This window comes from Pseudomonas sp. DTU12.1 (assembly GCF_009873475.1).
Taxonomy (GTDB): Bacteria; Pseudomonadota; Gammaproteobacteria; order Pseudomonadales; family Pseudomonadaceae; genus Aquipseudomonas; species Aquipseudomonas proteolytica.
Genome location: NZ_CP045254.1, coordinates 5182695 through 5202100, shown reverse-complemented (window position 1 = coordinate 5202100; position 19406 = coordinate 5182695). Strand labels below are relative to the sequence as shown.

14 protein-coding genes are annotated in these 19406 nt (G+C 60.3%); 5 read left to right on the top strand and 9 right to left on the bottom strand.

The window, feature by feature from the left end; genetic code table 11:
* Window positions 1-6 precede the first annotated feature (6 nt).
* Entirely contained in the window at window positions 7-1713 is a 1707-nt protein-coding gene (locus tag GDV60_RS22970) for a PTS fructose-like transporter subunit IIB (protein WP_159908837.1), read from the top strand.
* A 213-nt stretch (window positions 1714-1926) separates the two neighbouring features.
* Here the strand turns inward: GDV60_RS22970 and GDV60_RS22965 are convergent, their stop codons facing one another.
* Window positions 1927-4452, bottom strand: coding sequence for a sulfite reductase flavoprotein subunit alpha (locus tag GDV60_RS22965; protein ID WP_154906597.1), 2526 nt, complete (start codon window positions 4450-4452; stop codon window positions 1927-1929).
* A gap of 136 nt (window positions 4453-4588) precedes the next feature.
* Window positions 4589-6877 (bottom strand): TonB-dependent siderophore receptor, encoded by a 2289-nt coding sequence (locus GDV60_RS22960; protein ID WP_159908835.1) that lies wholly within the window; start codon window positions 6875-6877, stop codon window positions 4589-4591.
* Between the two features lie 216 nt (window positions 6878-7093).
* Between GDV60_RS22960 and GDV60_RS22955 the strand changes: the two genes are divergently transcribed.
* Both GDV60_RS22955 and GDV60_RS22950 read left to right on the top strand, forming a co-directional pair.
* Entirely contained in the window at window positions 7094-7774 is a 681-nt protein-coding gene (locus GDV60_RS22955) for a Fe2+-dependent dioxygenase (RefSeq protein WP_092238343.1), read from the top strand.
* 2 nt (window positions 7775-7776) lie between these two features.
* On the top strand, window positions 7777-8532 hold the full coding sequence (locus GDV60_RS22950) for a tetratricopeptide repeat protein (protein ID WP_159908833.1): 756 nt from the start codon (window positions 7777-7779) through the stop codon (window positions 8530-8532).
* Window positions 8533-8638: 106 nt separating this feature from the next.
* Here GDV60_RS22950 and GDV60_RS22945 read toward each other — a convergent pair whose 3' ends face one another.
* The 5 genes from GDV60_RS22945 to GDV60_RS22925 form a co-directional block, all read right to left on the bottom strand.
* A complete protein-coding gene (locus GDV60_RS22945; protein ID WP_032861941.1) occupies window positions 8639-9802 on the bottom strand; it encodes a type III PLP-dependent enzyme in 1164 nt (387 codons plus the stop codon).
* A 468-nt stretch (window positions 9803-10270) separates the two neighbouring features.
* Window positions 10271-11428 (bottom strand): betaine/proline/choline family ABC transporter ATP-binding protein, encoded by a 1158-nt coding sequence (locus GDV60_RS22940; RefSeq protein WP_029291958.1) that lies wholly within the window; start codon window positions 11426-11428, stop codon window positions 10271-10273.
* A complete protein-coding gene (locus GDV60_RS22935) occupies window positions 11425-12078 on the bottom strand; it encodes an ABC transporter permease (protein ID WP_027604864.1) in 654 nt (217 codons plus the stop codon). The genes GDV60_RS22940 and GDV60_RS22935 overlap by 4 nt, the downstream gene beginning before the upstream one ends.
* A gap of 13 nt (window positions 12079-12091) precedes the next feature.
* Entirely contained in the window at window positions 12092-12985 is an 894-nt protein-coding gene (locus tag GDV60_RS22930) for a glycine betaine ABC transporter substrate-binding protein (protein ID WP_029291956.1), read from the bottom strand.
* Window positions 12986-13005: 20 nt separating this feature from the next.
* Window positions 13006-13758 carry an ABC transporter permease gene (locus GDV60_RS22925; RefSeq protein WP_262375158.1) on the bottom strand — a complete coding sequence of 251 codons (753 nt, stop codon included), beginning with the start codon at window positions 13756-13758 and terminating at the stop codon, window positions 13006-13008.
* Between the two features lie 295 nt (window positions 13759-14053).
* Between GDV60_RS22925 and GDV60_RS22920 the strand changes: the two genes are divergently transcribed.
* Window positions 14054-15637: a peptide chain release factor 3 gene (locus GDV60_RS22920; protein ID WP_029291952.1), complete on the top strand. Its 1584-nt coding sequence runs from the start codon at window positions 14054-14056 to the stop codon at window positions 15635-15637.
* A 243-nt stretch (window positions 15638-15880) separates the two neighbouring features.
* The gene (locus GDV60_RS22915) at window positions 15881-16309 is read left to right on the top strand and encodes a hypothetical protein (protein ID WP_133714612.1); all 429 of its coding nucleotides are present in this window, start codon (window positions 15881-15883) and stop codon (window positions 16307-16309) included.
* An 87-nt stretch (window positions 16310-16396) separates the two neighbouring features.
* Here the strand turns inward: GDV60_RS22915 and GDV60_RS22910 are convergent, their stop codons facing one another.
* Both GDV60_RS22910 and GDV60_RS22905 read right to left on the bottom strand, forming a co-directional pair.
* On the bottom strand, window positions 16397-16744 hold the full coding sequence (locus GDV60_RS22910; RefSeq protein ID WP_104910915.1) for a hypothetical protein: 348 nt from the start codon (window positions 16742-16744) through the stop codon (window positions 16397-16399).
* 254 nt (window positions 16745-16998) lie between these two features.
* Window positions 16999-19257 carry a TonB-dependent siderophore receptor gene (locus GDV60_RS22905; RefSeq protein WP_133714610.1) on the bottom strand — a complete coding sequence of 753 codons (2259 nt, stop codon included), beginning with the start codon at window positions 19255-19257 and terminating at the stop codon, window positions 16999-17001.
* Window positions 19258-19406 lie beyond the last annotated feature (149 nt).

The following is a 19406-nucleotide window of genomic DNA, read 5'->3' as shown; positions in this document are numbered from 1 at the left end:
TTTGTGATGAAATTAGCCATTGTTACTGCCTGCCCCAACGGCATGGTCACCAGTGTGCTGTGCGCCCGCTTGCTGGACGCCGCCGCGCAACGCCAGGGCTGGAGCACCAGCGTCGAAGTGGTGGATGCGAACCACCCCGAGCGCGCACTTTCCCAGGCCACAATTGACGCGGCCGAGTGGGTGTTGCTGGTCGCCAGCACGCCCGTGGACATGCAGCGCTTTGTCGGCAAACGCGTGTATCAGAGCACCCCGGCCCAGGCGTTGCAGGACGTTGAAGCGGTGCTGCAACGGGGCGCGCAAGAAGCCCAGTTGTACGTTGCCAGCGCCAGCGTGCCGACCGTAAAAAACGCACCGCGCATTGTCGCCATCACGGCCTGCCCTACCGGCGTGGCCCACACCTTTATGGCCGCCGAGGCATTGCAGCAGGCCGCCAAGGCCAAGGGCTATGACCTGCAGGTGGAAACCCAGGGCTCGGTGGGCGCACGTACACCCTTGAGCGAGCAAGCCATTCGCGATGCCGATGTGGTGCTGCTGGCCGCCGATATCGAAGTGGCCACGGAGCGCTTTGCCGGCAAGAAAATCTACCGTTGCGGCACCGGCATCGCGCTCAAGCAATCCGCCGCGATCCTCGATAAAGCCCTGGCCGAGGCCCAGCAGGAAAGCGCCGCCAGTGGCGCGGTAGCCAAGACGGAGAAAACCGGGGTCTACAAACACCTGCTGACCGGGGTGTCGTTCATGTTGCCGATGGTGGTGGCGGGGGGCTTGTTGATTGCCCTGTCCTACGTGTTCGGTATCCACGCTTACGAGCAGCCCGGCACCTTGGCGGCGGCCCTCAGGGCGGTCGGCGACCACGCCTTCACCCTGATGGTGCCGCTGCTCGCCGGCTACATCGCCTACTCGATCGCCGACCGTCCGGGGCTCGCGCCGGGGATGATCGGCGGGCTGTTGGCCAGTACCCTGGGCGCAGGGTTTATCGGCGGGATCTTCGCCGGTTTTCTCGCTGGCTACAGCGTCAAGCTGATCACCCGTATGGTGCCGTTGCCGCAAAGCCTGGAGTCGCTCAAGCCGATCCTGATCATCCCGTTACTGGCGAGCCTGTTCACCGGCCTGGCGATGATCTACCTGATCGGCCCGCCCGTGGCGCAAATGCTGGCTGGCCTGACCGACTTCCTCAGCACCATGGGCACCACCAATGCGGTGCTGCTGGGTATCTTGTTGGGCGGGATGATGTGCGCCGACCTCGGCGGGCCGATCAACAAGGCGGCTTACGCGTTCTCCGTCGGCCTGCTGGCCTCCCAGAGCGGCGCGCCGATGGCCGCCACCATGGCGGCGGGCATGGTGCCGCCGATTGGCATGGCTATCGCTACGTTTCTGGCCCGGCGCAAGTTTGCCCAGACCGAACGCGAAGCCGGCAAGGCCGCGTTGATCCTGGGCATGTGCTTTATCTCGGAAGGCGCCATCCCGTTCGCTGCCAAGGACCCGCTGCGTGTTATCCCGGCCAGCATCGCGGGTGGCGCATTGACCGGTGCCTTGTCGATGTACTTCGGCTGCAAGTTGATGGCACCCCATGGCGGGCTGTTTGTGATGCTGATCCCGAACACGATCAACCATGCGCTGCTGTATCTGGCGGCGATCGTTGCCGGCAGCGTGCTCACCGGGTTGGTATACGCCGTGATCAAGCGCCCCGAGGCCGTCGAACTGGCAGTCGCCTAACTAACCCCCGTAGAAGCCGGCTTGCCGGCGATGGCGGCCGCGAGGTTGATGCAAGGCTCAAGGGCCTCGTCGCTGCATCGGTATCTACACCACTTTCAGAAACTGACGCCCCCCGTGGCAAGCCCGCTCGCCACGGGGGGGGGCGTCAGTTTCTGGATGTTGTGTAGATACTTATGCTCATCGCTGGCAAGCCAGCTGGAACCATCATTTTTGTCAGTAGACATCCCGGCGGTAACGGCCCTGTTCGATCAGCCGTTCCACGGCTTCACTTCCCAGGACCTCCACCAACACCTGATCGACCCCCGCCGCCATGCCCTGCAAACTCCCGCATACATAAATCACCGCGCCATCGGCCAGCCATTTACGCAGCACATCGGCGGATTCGCGCAGGCGATCCTGAACGTAGACCTTCTCTGCCTGGTCCCGCGAAAACGCCAGGTCCAGTAACGCCAGGTCGCCACTGGCCAGCCAGCCTTGCAGCTCGTCCTGGCAGTGGTAGTCATGGGCGATGTTGCGTTCGCCAAACAGCAGCCAGTTACGTTGCTGGCCGTCGGCGATGCGTGCCTTGAGCAAGCTGCGCAAGCCCGCCAGGCCGGTGCCGTTGCCCAGCAGAATCATCGGCACTGGGTCGACTGGAAGGTGGAAACCGCTGTTGCGCCGTACACGCAGGCTGATCGCCGAACCCAGTGGTGCGTGCTCGGTCAGCCAGCCGGATGCCAGGCCCAGGCTGCCGTCGCTATGACGCTCCTGGCGCACGATCAATTCCAGCACGCCATCGCTGGCAATCGAGGCGATGGAGTATTCGCGCATGGCCAACGGCACCAGTGCGTCCACCAGGGCGCGCGCATGCAGGCCGACCAGGTGTACGCGATTGTCCGGCAGCTGACGGCCGGCAAGTACCTGTTCCAAGGGGCGCGCCAAGCCATCGATCAGTACTTCGTCCGTGCCGGCAATGCCCAGGCCATCGAGGAAATGTTCGACGGCCCACGGACAATTGCGCGGCACGACTTCCACCAGGTCGCCGGCCAGCCAGTCGCGTGGTGCGGGCGGGTTGAGCCCCAACAGGTAGACACCCGAGCCGCTGCTGTCAGGGTTGAGCAGGGTGCGCTGGCTCAAGGTCCAGTTCTCGTAGCTGGCGCTGGCCCATGCAGCTGCCGGTGCGTGGCCGGTGATCTGGCCCAGTTGTTGTTGCCAGTGCAGCAGGGCTTCTTCGTCGCCGCTGTCGACCTCGACCGGGGCGAACAAGGCGTTGCCGCCCTGGTTGGTCAGCCAGAAGTGCAGGCGCCGGGCAAAGCCGCAGAAGTGTTGGTATTGACGATCGCCCAGGGCCAGCACTGAATAGTTCAGGCCCTTGAGACTGAGGTCGCCGCCCAGCACGCTGCGTTCGAAGCCGCGTGCGCTGTCTGGTGCTTCGCCGTCGCCGAAGGTACTGACTACAAATAGTGCATGTTCCGACTGGCGCAAGTCCTCTTCGCTGACGCTGCCCAGGGATCGCACCTTGACCGGCAACCCGGCGGCCTGCAATTGGCCGGCGGTCTGCCAGGCAAGCTGTTCGGCAAAGCCGCTCTGGCTGGCGAAACCGATCAGCCACGCGGGTGCATCACTGCGGTTGCTGCCCAGGCTTTTGCGGGCATCGCGCACCTGGCGCTTTTTGCGACGGCGGTCGAGGTACAGCAGCCAGCCGGTAATAAAGAACAGCGGCATGCACAGCGAAGTGACGGTGAGGATGATCCGCCCCGCCAGGCCGAAATAACTGCCCACATGCAGCGCATAGATGCTGGTCAGCAACTGCGCCTTGAGGCTTTTGTCGGCATAGCGCTCGACGCTTTTGACCACGCCGGTGGCCGGGTCCAGGTTGATCTGGTTCAACGCGCGGTCATGGGGAGAACTCTGCAACAGGTAGTAGACCGTGGCCGGTTGCCCGGCGACAGCTGGCATACGAATGTTGTAGGCGCTCAAGTGCGGGCCGGCGGTGCTGTAGATGCTGCTCCAGATGGCGTCGTAGTTGGCGACGGGAGCGGGCCCCGCAGGCGCTGGGCCACGGTTGCGCACTCGCTCGTTTTGCGGGGCATCGGACAACAATCGGGTCAGGCCTTTGCTGTACCACTCGTAGGACCAGTACAGGCCGGTGAGCGCCGCCAACAGATAGAACAGCAAGCACCACGTGCCGAACACCGAGTGCAGGTCCCAGTTGAAGCTGCGGCCTTTCTTGCGCCAGTCCAGGGTCAACCAGGCGCGCCAGCTCGCTACCTGGCGCGGCCAGCGCAGGTACAGGCCAGAGAGGCAGAAGAAAATCAGGATCAGCGTACAGGCACCGGTGATTTGCCGGCCGGTATCACCGATGGCCAGGAAGCGGTGCAGTTGCAACATCAAGCCGAAAAAATCCTGGCCGACGGCGTCGCCCAGGTAGTCGCCGGTGTACGGGTCGAAGTAGCGCATCTGCCCCCGGCGTTCGCCCGCTGGCGGCGTGAAGAAGACGCGGGCGGCGTTGCCGCTTTCGCTTTCCACCCACAGCATGGACACGGTCTTGCCTTCGGTGGTTTCGAGTTTGCGCACCAGTTCGGCGGGCGGCAGCACACCGGCAGGTTGCTTCTCCACGGTCAGTACCGTCGGGTTGAGCGCCCGCAGGATCTCATCCTGGAACGAGTACGCAGCCCCGGTAATCCCCATCAATGCCAACACCAGCCCGGCGGTAATGCCGAAAAACCAGTGCAACTGGAATAGGGTCTTCTTCAACACGTCGGACGGCCTCGCTGAGCTGGATAGGAATTTTACGGCGCGCATTATGCCGTGAGTTGTCGAGAAAGATTCTTTTTTACATACAAAAGCCCCAGGCATCCGATGCGCGGGGCTTTTGCGTGAAACGTCCAGCCGCTTAGAAGTGGAAGCTGGTGGTCAACAGCGCTGTACGACCGGCTGCCTGGTTGGCGAAATGCGCGCCGTAGGCCTTGTCGTAGTAGGTCTTGTCGGTCAGGTTCTGCACGTTCAATTGCAGGTCGACGTTCTTGGTCAGCTTGTAGCTGGCCATGGCGTCGTAGCGGGTGTAGGACGGTACGTAGACGGTATTGCCCGCGTCGCCGTAGACGTCGTCCACATAGAACGCGCCGCCGCCGACGGTCAGCTTCGAGGTGATGTCATACGTTGTCCACAGGCTGAACGAGTTCTTCGGCGTGTTGGGCATTTCGTTGCCTTTGTTGGAGCCGGCAGTGACGACGCCCTGGCGGTTGCCGTTTTTGCCCGGGTCTACCAGCTCGCTTTTCAGGTAGCTGTAGCCGGCGAACACTTGCCACTGCTCGGTGAGCTTGCCGCTGGCCGACAACTCCAGGCCGTCGACGCGGGACTCGCCAGCGTTCTCATAGGTGTTGGAGTTCACCAGGATGCGCGCGTTTTTCTTCTCGGTGCGGAACACCGCTGCGGTCAGGGACAGGCGGTCGTGGAACAGGTCCCACTTGGTGCCCAGTTCGTAGTTGACGGTTTCTTCCGGCTTCATGTCGCTGGTGTTGATGCCAGTCGGGATGGCGTTGGAATCGACACCTTCACCCACCAGGCCGCCAGCAGGCGAGGCCGAAGTGGCATAGGAGGTGTAGATGCTGCCGTTTTCCATCGGCTTCCAGACCAGGCCGGCTTGCCAGTTGAAGAACTGGCTATCGTCCTTGAGCTTGGTACGGCCGGTGGCTGCGTTGCTGTTGGCTTCGGTATCGAAGGTGTCGTAGCGCAGGCCGACGTTCAGCAGCCATTGCGGATCAAGCTCAATGGTGTCGAACACGTAGGCGGCGCGGCTGGTGGCCTTGGTGTTGGTGCCCAGGTAGTTGCGGGCGACGCTGCCGGTCCAGGCATCGTCCGGGTTCGGGTTGCTCAACGATGTGCACTGACCACCCTTGCCGCCACCGGCCACCGTGCAGACCGGGTTGGCGTTTGGACTGACGGTATAGCCGCTGACGCGGGTTTCTTCACCGGTAAATTCCAGGCCGGTAGAGTAGCTGTGCTTGAAGCCCAGGGCCTGGAAATTGCCAAACAGATCAGTCTGGTTGGTGGTGGTCGTGGTAGTGGACACGCGGCTGTTGGCCCGGCGCCAGACGGTGCCGAACTGGTTGACGTTGTGCTGGCTGTCGTCCGGCTGAGTGAGCACGTAGTCCTGGCCGGTGCTGCCGTGGCGCAGGGTGTTCTTGATCGTCATGTTGTCGTTCAGATCGTGCTCGATGGAGAACGTACTGATATCGGCGCGGGTCTTGCGAAAGTCCCGATCCTTGAGGCCGTAGAAGTTGCTGCTGTCGCCGCTGTCGGTGGGTTTGTCATGTACGTGGGCGGCATTTGACGCGCTGCTGCTGTAACCGTAGGGAATGCCCGAATCCGGCAGGTCGTTGCTTTCCATGTGGTAGTAGCTGAGGTTGACGCGGGTCGGAGTGCCCAGGCCAAAGGTCAGCGACGGTGCCACGCCCCAACGGTCGTAATTGACGGCGTCGCGGCCGGCCACGTTCTGTTCGTGGCTCATCAGGTTCAGGCGGAACGCGGCGTTATCGAGGAACTGGCGGTTGACGTCGAGTGCATAGCGACGAGTCTGGTCGGAACCGTAGGTAAAGCCGCCATTGAGGAAGTCCCGCGCTTGTGGGGTCTTGCTTACCAGGTTGAGGCTGCCACCGGCCGAACCGCGACCGCCGAACGAGGAGTTGGGGCCTTTGCTGACTTCGATGGACTCGATATCGAAAATTTCCCGGCTCTGGCCGCCGGTATCACGCACGCCGTCCAGGTAGGTATCGCCCTGGGCATCGAAGCCGCGGATAAACGGGCGGTCGCCCTGGGGGTTGCCGCCTTCACCGGCACCAAAGGTAATACCCGGTACGGTGCGCAAAGCATCTTGCAGCGAGGTCGCGGCGGTGTCCTTGAGTACCTGCGCCGGCACCACGGTGACGGAACGGGGAGTGTCCACCAGTGGCGCGGTGTATTTCTGCGAAGACGCTTTTTCGGTCTGGTACGACGTTGCGTCCTGTTCCTGGCCGGTGATGCTGGTGGCACCGAGGGAAATACTGTTGCGCTCGCCTTTTTGTTCGGTCTCTTCGGCCGCTTGCGCCATATGGGCGACGGAGCTGGCGCTGATGGCCACGCCAATGGCCGAGGCCAGCAAGCGCGGTGAACTGTTTGGTGTTTTTGTAATGTGGCGCGACATGAAATTCCCTACCCCAAGGATGTTAGGGCGCGAAATATATTGTAAACAATTATGCATAGCAATTGAGATGCATTGCTATTTGCGCTCAATTTACAAAATTTACACTTCTGGGGTTACGGTTTTTTACGGCTCATACGTCTGCCCGTCGGATCAGGGTTTTACAGCGTCAATAGTAATCAATACCATTGGCGCCCCTCTGCTCTCAGGTAACGCCTCATGCTGCTGCATATTCCCGGCCTGTTCTCCCGCGAAGAGGTGCTGCGCATCCGCGAAGCCCTGGAGCAGGCGGACTGGGCTGATGGCAAAATCACCGCCGGGCACCAGTCGGCCAAGGCCAAGCACAACCTGCAATTGCCGGAGGGCCATCCACTGGCCAAGGAAATCGGCGCAGCCATGCTCGATCGCCTGTGGCAAAACCCGCAATTCATGTCGGCGGCCTTGCCGCATAAAGTCTTCCCGCCATTGCTCAATTGCTATACCGCCGGTGGCAGCTTCGACTTCCATATCGATAACGCCGTGCGCCAGCCCAAGGGCAGCCCGGAGCGGGTGCGTACCGACCTGTCCTCCACGCTGTTTTTCAGCGACCCGGATGAATACGACGGCGGCGAACTGGAGATCCAGGACACCTTCGGCCTGCAGCGGGTCAAGCTGCCCGCCGGTGATATGGTCTTGTACCCCGGCTCCAGCCTGCACAAAGTCAACGCCGTGACCCGTGGCGCGCGCTATGCCTCGTTTTTCTGGACCCAAAGCCTGGTGCGTGAAGACAGCCAGCGCACGTTGCTGTTCGAAATGGACGGCGCGATCCAACAGCTGACCCGCGATGTGCCGGACCACCCGGCGCTGATCCAGCTCACCGGCACCTATCACAACCTGTTGCGTCGTTGGGTCGAGGTCTGAACATGGCTTTTCACTTGCGCCGCGCAGAAGTTCTCGACGGCGAACAATTGCGCGCGATGCTCGACGAATCACCGGCCCGTGCGGCCCAGGCGATCCTGATGGCGGCGAAGGAGGGCGTGCTCGATGCCCAGGCGCTACTGGGGCAAATCCTCCTGGAAGGGCGCGGTATCGAACGCGACGAAGCACTGGCCCTGCGCTGGTTCCAGATAGCCGCACGGGGCGGCCACCTGATGGCGCGCAATATGCTGGGGCGTTGCCTTGAACATGGCTGGGGTTGCGTCGCCGATGAGCGGGCGGCTGCCGGGGAGTATCGTCTGGCCGCACACGCCGGGTTGGATTGGGGGTTGTACAACTACGCCAACCTGCTGGCCACCGGGCGCGGCGTGACGCAGGACCAACAACAGGCATTGGCCTGTTACCGCCAGGCTGCTGGCCTAGGGCACGCCAAGTCGATGAACCTGGTGGGGCGTTATCTGGAAGAAGGGCAGTTCTGCGCCCAAGATGTGCCCGCAGCGCGTGATTGGTATCGCCGCTCGGCTGAAGGTGGGGATTTTCGCGGGCAGTTCAGTTATGCGGCTGTGTTGGCAGACCAAGGCCTGGTCGAAGCGGCGCTGGAGTGGCTGCACAAGGCGCTGGAGGGTGGGAACCTGAAGTTCTTGCGGGTGGCGCAGCAAGCGCTGGCTGCGGCGCATGATCCGCAGATTCGCGCCATGGCCGTCGCCTACCAACAACGTGAGGCGCAGCTTGAAACCCTGTAGGAGCGAGCTTGCTCGCGAAGATCGCTAACGATAACGCGCTCATTCAGAGTGAACGCGTCGTCCTCGGGTTCTTCGCGAGCGAGCTCGCTCCTACAGTGGGCCGGTGTTAGACGTAGAAGGATTTCAGCGGTGGGAAACCGTTGAATTCAACTGCGCTGTAACTGGTGGTGTACGCACCGGTGGACAACCAGTACAGGCGATCACCAATGGCCAGGTTCAGCGGCAGGCCGTACTTGTAGTTTTCGTACATGATATCGGCGCTATCGCAGGTAGGACCGGCGATGACCACTTCTTCCATCTCGCCTTTTTTCTCGGTCCAGATCGGGAACTTGATGGCTTCGTCCATGGTTTCGATCAGGCCGGAGAACTTGCCCACATCCGTGTACACCCAACGCTCGACGGCGGTGCGCGATTTACGTGCAACCAACACCACTTCACTGACCAGGATCCCGGCGTTGGCGATCAACGAACGGCCTGGCTCCAGGATGATTTCCGGCAGTTCGTCACCGAAGTCTTCCTTGAGGAAGCGGATGATTTCCTCGGCGTAGGTTTCCAGGCTGTTGGTACGGGTGATGTAGTTGGCCGGGAAGCCGCCACCCATGTTGATCAGCTTGAGGTGGATGCCGTCTTCTTCTTTCAAGCGCTCGAAGATCACCTTGACCTTGGCGATGGCTGCGTCCCACACGCTGATATCACGTTGTTGCGAGCCGACGTGGAACGAGATGCCGTAGGGCACCAGGCCCAGGTCGCGGGCGAGGATCAGCAGGTCCATGGCCATGTCGGTCTGGCAGCCGAATTTGCGCGACAAAGGCCAGTCAGCCGTGGTCGAGCCTTCGGTGAGGATACGCACATACACTTTCGAACCCGGCGCGGCCTTGGCGATGTTGCGCAGGTCGGCTTCGGAGTCGGTGGAGAACAGGCGCACGCCTTTCTCGTAGAAGTAGCGGATGTCCTTGGATTTCTTGATGGTGTTGCCGTAGCTGATACGATCGGCGCTGACGCCACGGTCCATGACCTTGTCCAGCTCGTAGATCGAGGCGATGTCGAAGCTCGAGCCCTTGTCTTTCAACAGGTCGATGATCTCGACGGCAGGGTTGGCCTTGACGGCGTAGTACACCTTGGCGAATTCGAAACCGGCGCGCAGGTCGTCGTAGGCCTGGCTGATCATCGCGGTGTCGATCACCACGAACGGGGTTTCTTGCTTGTCGGCGAACGCCTTCATTTTGTCAAACGTGGCGCGCGCGAAATAGTCTTCGACATTGATCGACATGCTGGGAACTCCTAAGGGCAAACTGAAATTAACAATGGGTGCAAATGAACGTCCTCCGTATCCCCACTTTGGTTCGCCTACTTCCCAAGGCATGTCGCCGAAAGCAAAAAGGCCATGGGATAAGCTTCCCTTGGCCTTGCTGTCTCGTCGTCAGTACTTGAGCCGGATGGATCGTTTCCAGCATGGACGTTCGGCGCGAACTTTAGGGCGTGAGGGGCTTGAGATCAACTAAAAATGTCGCGTTTTTGCACGCGTTCGTCGCGAGGCGCAGTGCAGCTACTTATGTAACCGACCGGTGTGACGGATTGATGTTCCCCAGAGAGGAGGAATCAGGCTATTTCCTGACACCCAGCAGAACTAAATGTGGGAGCGGGCTTGCTCGCGAAGGCGGTGGGTCAGCAGCCCATTGAGTGACTGACACGCCGCTTTCGCGAGCAAGCCCGCTCCCACAATTTTGACCGAGTGGTGTCAGGCCAGCGCAGTCTCGGCAGGCGACACGATACTGGTCTTGCCCCCACGGGACTTGCCGGAGCTCAGGTACTCGGCAATCGACTCCTGGGTCACTTCACCCAAAAACACCCGCTCGGCATCCATCACCGGCAGCCACGAGCGGTTGAACTCGTACATGCGTGACAACAGGATGCGCAAGTGCTCGTCAAACGCTGCGGTGGCGTTGAATTCGCGCAGGTATTGGGCGCAGGTACCAGTCTGACGATGCAGGTCGCGACGTCGTACATACCCCAGCGCCTTGTTCTCGGCGCAAGTGACCACCACATAGCGGCGGTCATGCTCGTCCATCAATTCCAGGGCATCGGCTACCGGGGTTTCCGGGCTGACCGACGGGGCGTTGTCCGCCGCGTCTTCGGCCTTGACCAGCAGCAGGCGCTTGAGGGTGCTGTCCTGGCCGACAAAGTTGCTGACAAACTCGTCGGCAGGATGGGCCAGCAGGGTGTCCGGATGGTCGATCTGCAACAGCTTGCCGGCGCGGAAGATGGCGATCTTGTCGCCCAGCTTGATTGCTTCGTCGATGTCGTGGCTGACCATGATCACGGTCTTGTTCAGCGCGCGTTGCATCTCGAAGAACTCGTTCTGGATCATCTCGCGGTTGATCGGGTCGACCGCGCCGAACGGCTCATCCATTAGCAGCAGCGGTGCGTCGGCCGCCAGGGCACGGATCACGCCGATCCGCTGTTGCTGGCCGCCCGACAGTTCGCGCGGGTAGCGGTGCAGGTACTGCTTGGGTTCGAGCTTGATCATGCTCATCAACTCGCGGGCGCGGTCGTGGCATTTCTGCTTGTCCCAGCCCAGCAGCTTGGGCACGACCACGATGTTTTCCTCGATGGTCATGTTGGGGAACAGGCCGATCTGCTGGATCACGTAGCCGATGTTGCGGCGCAGGGTCACTTCGTCGAGGTCGGTGGTGTCTTCGCCGTTGATCAGGATCTTGCCCGAGGTGGGCTTGATCAGGCGGTTGATCATTTTCAGCGTGGTGCTCTTGCCACAGCCCGAGGGGCCGAGGAATACGCAAATCTCGCCTTCATTGACGGTCAGGCTTACATCGTTGACGGCGGTGACAGTCTTGCCGTTGCTTTGGAAGGTCTTGGACAGGTTTTGAAGTTCGATCATTTGAGCAATCCTTTTGGAGTCAGCGAGCGTTGCAGCCATTGCAGAAGCAGGTCGGCGAAGATGGCCAGGAGACTGACCAACACGGCGCCAACGATCAGCATCGACATGTCGCTGCGGCTGATGGAAGCCAGAATAAGTACACCCAGACCACCGGCACCGATGGTGGCGGCAATGGTCATCACACCGATGTTCATCACGACGGCGGTGCGCACGCCGGCGAGGATCACCGGCACGGCGATGGGCAGCTCGACCATGCGCAGGCGCTGGCCGAAGGTCATGCCGATGCCTTTGGCGGCTTCGCGGATACCCGGTTCGACGCCGGTCAGGGCCAGGTAGGTGTTACGCATGATCGGCAGCAGCGAGTAGAGGAACACCGCGGTGATCGCCGGCATCGGCCCCAGGCCCTGGCCGAACTTGGAGTAGAACGGCAGCAGCAGGCCGAACAGCGCAATCGACGGCACGGTCAGCAGCACGGTGGCGCTGGCCTGCAACGGGCCGGCCAGGGTCGGGAAGCGGGTCATCAGCACGCCCAGGGGCACGCCTACGACAATCGCGAGGATCACGGCGATACCGACCAGGGTGATGTGCTGCCAGGTCAGGTGCAGGACTTGGGCCCAATCAAGATGGGAAAAGGCGTTCAGGAATTCCATGTCTTCTCCTCTTTTAGTTGAGTGGGTGCTGGCGCAGGAAATCAGCGGCAACGGCGGATGGGCTTTCATGGTCGACGTCGACCCGCGCGTTCAGCTGGCGCATGGTTTCATCGTCGAACAGCGCCGCCAGTGGCTTGAGGTCGGCGGCCAGTTGCGGGTGAGCATCCAGATACACCTGACGCACCACAGGCGCTGCGGTGTAGTCCGGGAAGTAATGCAGATCGTCTTCCAGCAGCTTCAACTTGAAGGCGTTGAGGCGTCCGTCAGTGGTGTACACCAGCCCGGCAAACACTTGGCCATTACGCAGCGCGGTGTAGACCAGGCCTGCGTCCATCTGCCGGGTGTTCTTGCGGGTGAGGTTCATGTCGTACAGCTTGACCATGCCGGCCATGCCGTCGGAACGGTTGGCAAACTCTGTGTCCAGGGCCACCAGGCGGTTTTCCTTGGTGTCCTCGGCCAGGGCCTTGGTCAGGTCGCTGATGCTGTTGACCTGCGGGAATTCCTTGGCCACGTTTTCTGGCAGTGCCAGCGCGTAGGTGTTGCTGAACTTCGACGGCGACAGCCAGACCAGGCCTTTTTTCGCGTCGAGTTCTTTAACCCTTGCGTAGGACTGTTCGCTGTCGAGCTTCTCGTCCACATGGTTGTAGGCCACCAGGGACACGCCGGTGTATTCCCAGATCAGGTCCAGTTGCCCGCTTTCCTGGGCGCTGCGCGCCAGGTTGCTGCCCAGGCCGCCGGTCACGCGGGTGTCATAGCCCTTGGTGCGCAGGTACTGGGAGGTGATTTCCGCCAGCAGGGTCTGCTCGGTAAATACCCGGGCGCCGATGCGGATCACCGGTTTTTCGGCGGCTTGCGCAATGCCTGCAAACAGCAGGACGCAGCCTAATATCAAGCTCAATTTTTTCATGTCGATTCCTTTACCCAGCCTTAAGACGGACGCAACCCGCGTTCCAGCCAGAGGCGGCTGGCCATGGTCACCAGACCGTCAAGCAGCAAGGCCAGCAGCGCGGTACACGCGGCGCCGAGCAGCAATTGCGGCTGATTGTTCAGGGCGATGCCGGGGAAGATCAGGCTACCCAGGCTGTTGGCACCAATCAGGAACGCCAGCGGTGCGGTGCCGACGTTGATTGCCAGGGCCACGCGCACGCCACCGATGATGATCGGCACGGCGTTGGGCAGTTCGACGCGAAACAACACCTGGCGCGGGGTCATGCCGATGCCGACGGCGGCTTCCTTCAAGGAACCCTGCACGTTTTTCAGGCCTTCGTAGGTGTTGCGCACAATGGGCAGCAAGGAGGCGAGGAACAGGGCGAAGATCGCCGGGCCGCTGCCGATGCCGAGGACGCCGAGGGCGATGGCCAGTACGGCCAGGGGAGGGACGGTGTTGCCGATGTTGAAGATCTGCATGAAGCGTTCTGCGCGCCCGACCATGTTCGGTCGGCTAAGCAGGATACCGGCGGGGATGCCCACAACGAGGGCGGCCAGCATGGAGACTAGAACCAGGATCAAATGAGCTTGCAGGTAAAACAACAAATCGTCGCGGTACAGTTCGATCGTGTTGATGCCGATCCAGTGGACCAGCAGGGCCAGGAGAGCGACGACAACCACTCCTCCTATCAGCCCTTTGCCATAGCGAATAGCCACAGGCGGACTCCTTTTTTCTTTTGTCGGCGAACACATTTCCGAGCGGCAATGCCATTCCTGGCTGTCGGCGAATAGGGTCGCGAAAAGCAGCTCGCCAATACCGGCAACGCGGTATCAAATCGAGCCATGAGCGCAGCCTCGTCAGGCTAACTTGCTGATTTTTCAGCCCCTGTTACGAGTGCGGTAGCAGGGGAGTGGACGTCTCTACCTTTTAAAAGGTTCCATACTTGGCAGCATTTAGCCACCCCCAATGGGCTGAACGGTGGTCTGGCTCCCTGGGTTTGCGCTATACTCGCCGCCCTTTTTTGACTCACCTGCCAGGCGATTTCCCATGACCCACCAGGCCGCCGAAGTCGCGAAACGCCGCACTTTCGCCATTATTTCCCACCCCGATGCCGGTAAAACCACCATCACCGAAAAGCTCCTGCTGATGGGCAAGGCAATCGCGGTGGCCGGCACGGTGAAATCCCGCAAGTCCGATCGCCATGCCACCTCCGACTGGATGGAGATGGAGAAGCAGCGGGGTATTTCCATTACCACGTCGGTCATGCAGTTCCCCTATCGCGAACACATGATCAACCTGCTCGACACCCCGGGCCACGAAGACTTCTCCGAAGACACCTACCGCACCCTGACCGCGGTGGACTCGGCCTTGATGGTCCTCGACGGCGGTAAAGGCGTCGAGCCACGCACCATCGCCCTGATGGACGTGTGCCGCCTGCGTGATACGCCGATCGTCAGCTTTATCAACAAACTCGACCGGGATATCCGCGACCCTATCGAACTGCTCGATGAAATCGAAGCTGTCCTGAAAATCAAGGCCGCGCCGATCACCTGGCCGATTGGTTGCTACCGCGACTTCAAGGGCGTGTACCACCTGGCCGATGACTACATCATTGTCTACACCGCCGGCCATGGTCACGAACGCACCGATGTGAAAATCATCGAGAAGCTCGACTCCGACGAAGCCCGCGCCCACCTGGGTGACGAGTACGACCGCTTTGTCGACCAACTGGAACTGGTGCAGGGCGCCTGCCACGAATTCAACCAGCAGGAATTCCTCGACGGCCAGTTGACCCCGGTATTCTTCGGTACTGCACTGGGCAACTTTGGTGTCGATCACGTGCTTGATGCTGTCGTGAACTGGGCGCCGAAACCCCTGGCGCGGGTTGCCAATGAGCGCACCGTTGAGCCGGTCGAAGAAAAATTCAGCGGTTTCGTATTCAAGATCCAGGCGAACATGGATCCCAAGCACCGCGACCGTATCGCCTTTATGCGTATCTGCTCCGGCAAATACGAAAAAGGCATGAAGATGCGCCACGTGCGCACCGGCAAGGACGTGCGCATCGGCGACGCCCTGACGTTCTTCTCTTCCGAGCGTGAGCAACTGGAAGAAGCGTTTGCCGGCGACATTATCGGCCTGCACAACCACGGCACCATCCAGATCGGTGACACCTTCACTGAAGGCGAAGCACTGGGCTTCACCGGTATCCCGCACTTCGCCCCGGAACTGTTCCGCCGCGTACGCCTGCGCGACCCGCTCAAGTCCAAGCAACTGCGCCAGGGCTTGCAGCAATTGGCCGAAGAGGGCGCGACCCAGGTGTTCTTCCCCGAGCGCAGCAACGACATCATCCTCGGCGCCGTCGGTGTGCTGCAGTTCGATGTGGTCGCCAGCCGCTTGAAAGAGGAATACAAGGTCGAATGCTCCTACGAGCCGATCACCGTGTATTCCGCGCGTTGGATCGATTGCAGTGACAAGAAGAAGCTGGAGGAGTTTTCCAACAAAGCGGTGGAAAACCTCGCCATCGACGGCGGTGGTCACCTGACCTACCTGGCCCCGACCCGGGTCAATCTGGCGCTGATGGAAGAGCGCTGGCCGGATGTGAAGTTCCGGGCGACGCGTGAGCATCACTGATAAAGAGAGTGTTTGGCGCTTCTGACAAATGGAGCGCTATCCACTGCTTATACCCTTGAACCCCCGCAGATTTAAACATCTGCGGGGGTTTGTTATATCCGGTATTTGAAAAAGTTCTGACAGGCCAGCAACTCAACAGCGTTACTGTCAGGTTTGACAGTAGACGCTCTATGGCAATCCTCCTATTTTCCTCAGCGTGAGGGTTCGCCCTCGTGAATGAACCATGAGCGGGAGGAAGGAATCATGTCGGATAAATCGAGCTTGGGCGTTGGTCAGTTGATACTTACGGATAATGGCCAACGTTTTGAAGCGGGTGGCGGCAATATGTATAGCGGTGGAAACTACATTGTATTGGTTGGGAATGCGGGTAGTGTAAGTGACGGTGGGAGTATTCAGTTGTGGTTTTATGATACTCCGGAATTGTGGGCGCTCAATATGCCTTTGGGTTCAAGTTGGAAGGCAGAATTTATTCCGCGTTCAGATCCGGGGCGCACATGGACAGCCAATGCGGGAACTATTAGTGCTGTGGTAAGCCAGCGTGATGCACTTGCAATCGTCTCATTCAAGTTTACTGCGCGATATCCCGGTGTGCCTTTTACTCACGAAATAGAAGGCTTTTGGCATTGCAAAGGGTTTAACGCTCTGACAAAGGACTCTGTATTCAAGGAGTGAGACACAGGCTGCGTAGGGTGGGTACTGATTGAACCAAACCTGAAGAAAGGGCGAAACCTCAAGGTTCCGCCCTTTCTTGTTTGACGACTAGAGTGTATTTGGCCCCACTCGCAGCTGTTTCAAGGAAAGCTCGGCACCCACCCGTACGGCTTCAACCTGCGCAATAACGGCATCTTTCACAATCGCTTCACCAAAGTCAGTCAGTTCTTGATTCTTGATATGTTCCACGCTGAGGTAGAGCAAGTGCAGGGCGACGTCCATGGCACTCTGGAAAGATACCAAGGTATTGTTCTGCCCTAGTTCCTCCATGACCGCTTCCCAGCGGCGATCCGATTCTTTCTGGATATTTTTGAACTCGTCAAATGTAACGTCATCATCTGCGTAGATAGCGGTCAGTAGGTTTTCCAAGGAGCGGGATATGGCGCGATACTTCATGAATGTCTACCTGTTGGTAAGAGGGAAGGCGGTAGACTTTAATCGCAGCTTATAGGGGGGGCAATATTAAAACGGAGGATGTTACATGTTTCGGAAATTGCGAATTTTTGAAGGGTTTTAATGCGATCTTTTTGTAGGGCGCTTCCACTGTTTTTGTTTTTTTTGATAAGCGGACTACAAATAAAGTTGAGTGAGCGGTAGTTCAAAAGCACCAGGAAACGTTGCGCCCGGTGTGCCGGGCGCAACGGTCATTATCAGAACGAAGCAGTCACCGACGCAAAGTAAGCACGCCCTGGCTCGTTATAGGTCTGTGCGCCCGCGTCATCCGCGTTGCCTTTGCGATACAGGCGCTTGTCCAGCAGGTTTTCGATGCCCACGCGCACGCTCAGGTTCTTGGTGAACTCATAACCACTGCTCAAGCCCATCAAGCCGTACGGGTCGACATCCTGCTGGGCGGTGCGATCGTAATTGTTGGCGCTACGGGAGTTGAGGGTGGGCGCCTCTTGCTTGCCGTAGTAGGTGCCGCTGACCTGGAACGACAGCTTGTCGGTGGCCTGCCAGTCGAGCGTGGTGTTGACCGTGTACTTGGGGATGATGCTCAACGGCTCGCCGGTGTCTTTGTCCTTGGAGTCGATCATGTAGGTCAGGTTGGTGTTCCAGTCCAGGTCGTCGCGCAGGGTCATGAACAGGTTGCCCTCGATGCCCTGGACCAATGCCGCGCCGCTGTTTTCCCATTGCAGCACGCGCCGACCACCGTCCAGGCGGAAGGCGGCCTGGTTGCTGGCGTTGATTTTGTTCTTGTAGTCATTGCGGAAATAGGTCGCGCTGGTGCGCCAGGTGCCTTTGTCGAAGGCCAGGCCGATTTCCTTGTTGACGCTGATTTCCGGTTTCAGGTCCGGGTTACCCACCAGGTAGCAGCCACCGGAGTTGGTTTCGCCGGCATTGCAGCCGTTGCCCCGGCTGTACAGCAAATAGTTGGGGTTGGACTGGTACAGGTTGGGCGTCTTGTAGGCCCGGGCGATACCACCCTTGAGGCTCAGTTCATCGGTCAACTGGTGTGAGGCGTTGAGGCTCGGGCTCCAGTTGCCGCCGTACTCTTCATGGTTGTCGTAGCGCAGGCCGGGGGTAATGATGGTCTTGCTGCCGACTTCGATGTTGTCTTCGGCGAACAGCGCGTAACTCGACGCGGTGGTCTTGGTGCTGCTGCGGCTGACGCCCGGAATGCTGGGAACGCCGCCGGTGCCTGGGTCGTAGCTTTGGGGGCGCAGCGAGCCTGGGTCGTTCATCGACTCATAGAGGTATTCGCTGCCCAGGGTCAGGACTTGCTCAGTGCCCAAGCTCAGGGGCAGGTTGACCTCGGCAGTGGCGCGGGTGTTGCGCAACCGCGATTCGAAACGCCCGGCCGTGGCTGACGGCGCGCCCTCGCCGGAGCCCGCCAGGCCTTCGTTGAGGCGCTCGTTGCGGGTCAGGTCGTGGCTCAGCGAGGCCATGGTCGAACCCCAGTCAAACTCGCCGCGGTGGGTGGCGGAGAAGCTGCTGCGCTGGATCACGCTGGTTTCCTTGCCGACCAGGCTGTTAACGAAGGTGCCGCCGCCGTTGAGCATGGTGTCGCCGGCGAAGATATTGCCCTGGCGGCTGTAGCTGGCTTCCAGGTCCAAGGTTTGTTCAGGGGTGAATTGCCAGCTGAGCAGGCCGTTGACGTCCTTGTTGCGCACGCCTTCGCGGCCCGCTACCAACGAGTCGGCGGTGGCCTGCTCGGCCTGGTTGATGTTGGAGTCGTCGGCATCGGTCTTGTTCAGGCCGCCGTAGACCCGGAACGCCAAGGTATCGCTCAACGGGCCGCTGAGGTTGAAGTTGGTGCGTTTGCTCATGCCTTCGGCGTCGTCTTCCGGCAGTGACACATAGGTGGTCAGCGAGCCGTGCAACTGGTCGGTCGGGCGCTTGGTGATGATGTTGATCACCCCGCCCATGGCGCCGGAGCCATAGCGCGCGGCAGCCGGGCCACGCAGGATTTCGATGCGTTCGACTTCCTCGGCCGGCACCCAGTTGGTTTCGCCACGGGTGTCGCGATCGCCGCTCCAGCCGTAGCGCACGGCGTTGCGCGAGGTCGATGGCTTGCCATCGATCAGGATCAGGGTGTTTTCCGGGCCCATGCCGCGCAGGTCGATCTGGCGATTGTTGCCGCGGCTGCCGCTGGAGCTGTTGCCGGTCAGGTTGACACCTGGCTCACGGCGGATGATGTCCGACAGATCGTTGGTCGGTGGGCGCTTCTTGATGTCTTCGGCGGTGATGATCGACACGCCGGGAGCTTGTTTGAGCTCTTCGGCGGCGGTGCCCAGAATTCGTGTTTCGCTCAGTTCCAACGCTTGGGAGGTGCCATCGACTGGCAGGTCGCTCGCTTGCACCGGCACTTTGCCGTGTTCTCTTTCCTGGGTGTCCGCGAGCAGTGCGGGGGAAGAAAGGGCGGCGATAAACGCCAGGGAGAAATGGCTGAGCCTGAATCGAGGTGACATGTCCGCAAAATCCTTTAAGGAAGGTGGCAACTGAGCGAGACGCACCAGAATTGCCTTCCAGCAGGATTCGGCGCGCTCTATGCGCCGGAATGCTATTCATTATCAAATACAAGTAAATGTCATTTACAACTTTTACACTTTGCCCAAGC

Bases quoted from the DNA above. Each gene is read 5' to 3' on its own strand.
- GDV60_RS22970 (WP_159908837.1), top strand. From the start codon at position 7: ATGAAATTAGCCATTGTTACTGCCTGCCCCAACGGCATGGTCACCAGT.
- GDV60_RS22960 (WP_159908835.1), bottom strand. From the start codon at position 6,877: ATGTCGCGCCACATTACAAAAACACCAAACAGTTCACCGCGCTTGCTG.
- GDV60_RS22955 (WP_092238343.1), top strand. From the start codon at position 7,094: ATGCTGCTGCATATTCCCGGCCTGTTCTCCCGCGAAGAGGTGCTGCGC.
- GDV60_RS22950 (WP_159908833.1), top strand. From the start codon at position 7,777: ATGGCTTTTCACTTGCGCCGCGCAGAAGTTCTCGACGGCGAACAATTG.
- GDV60_RS22945 (WP_032861941.1), bottom strand. From the start codon at position 9,802: ATGTCGATCAATGTCGAAGACTATTTCGCGCGCGCCACGTTTGACAAA.
- GDV60_RS22940 (WP_029291958.1), bottom strand. From the start codon at position 11,428: ATGATCGAACTTCAAAACCTGTCCAAGACCTTCCAAAGCAACGGCAAG.
- GDV60_RS22935 (WP_027604864.1), bottom strand. From the start codon at position 12,078: ATGGAATTCCTGAACGCCTTTTCCCATCTTGATTGGGCCCAAGTCCTG.
- GDV60_RS22930 (WP_029291956.1), bottom strand. From the start codon at position 12,985: ATGAAAAAATTGAGCTTGATATTAGGCTGCGTCCTGCTGTTTGCAGGC.
- GDV60_RS22925 (WP_262375158.1), bottom strand. From the start codon at position 13,758: ATGTGTTCGCCGACAAAAGAAAAAAGGAGTCCGCCTGTGGCTATTCGC.
- GDV60_RS22920 (WP_029291952.1), top strand. From the start codon at position 14,054: ATGACCCACCAGGCCGCCGAAGTCGCGAAACGCCGCACTTTCGCCATT.
- GDV60_RS22915 (WP_133714612.1), top strand. From the start codon at position 15,881: ATGTCGGATAAATCGAGCTTGGGCGTTGGTCAGTTGATACTTACGGAT.
- GDV60_RS22910 (WP_104910915.1), bottom strand. From the start codon at position 16,744: ATGAAGTATCGCGCCATATCCCGCTCCTTGGAAAACCTACTGACCGCT.
- GDV60_RS22905 (WP_133714610.1), bottom strand. From the start codon at position 19,257: ATGTCACCTCGATTCAGGCTCAGCCATTTCTCCCTGGCGTTTATCGCC.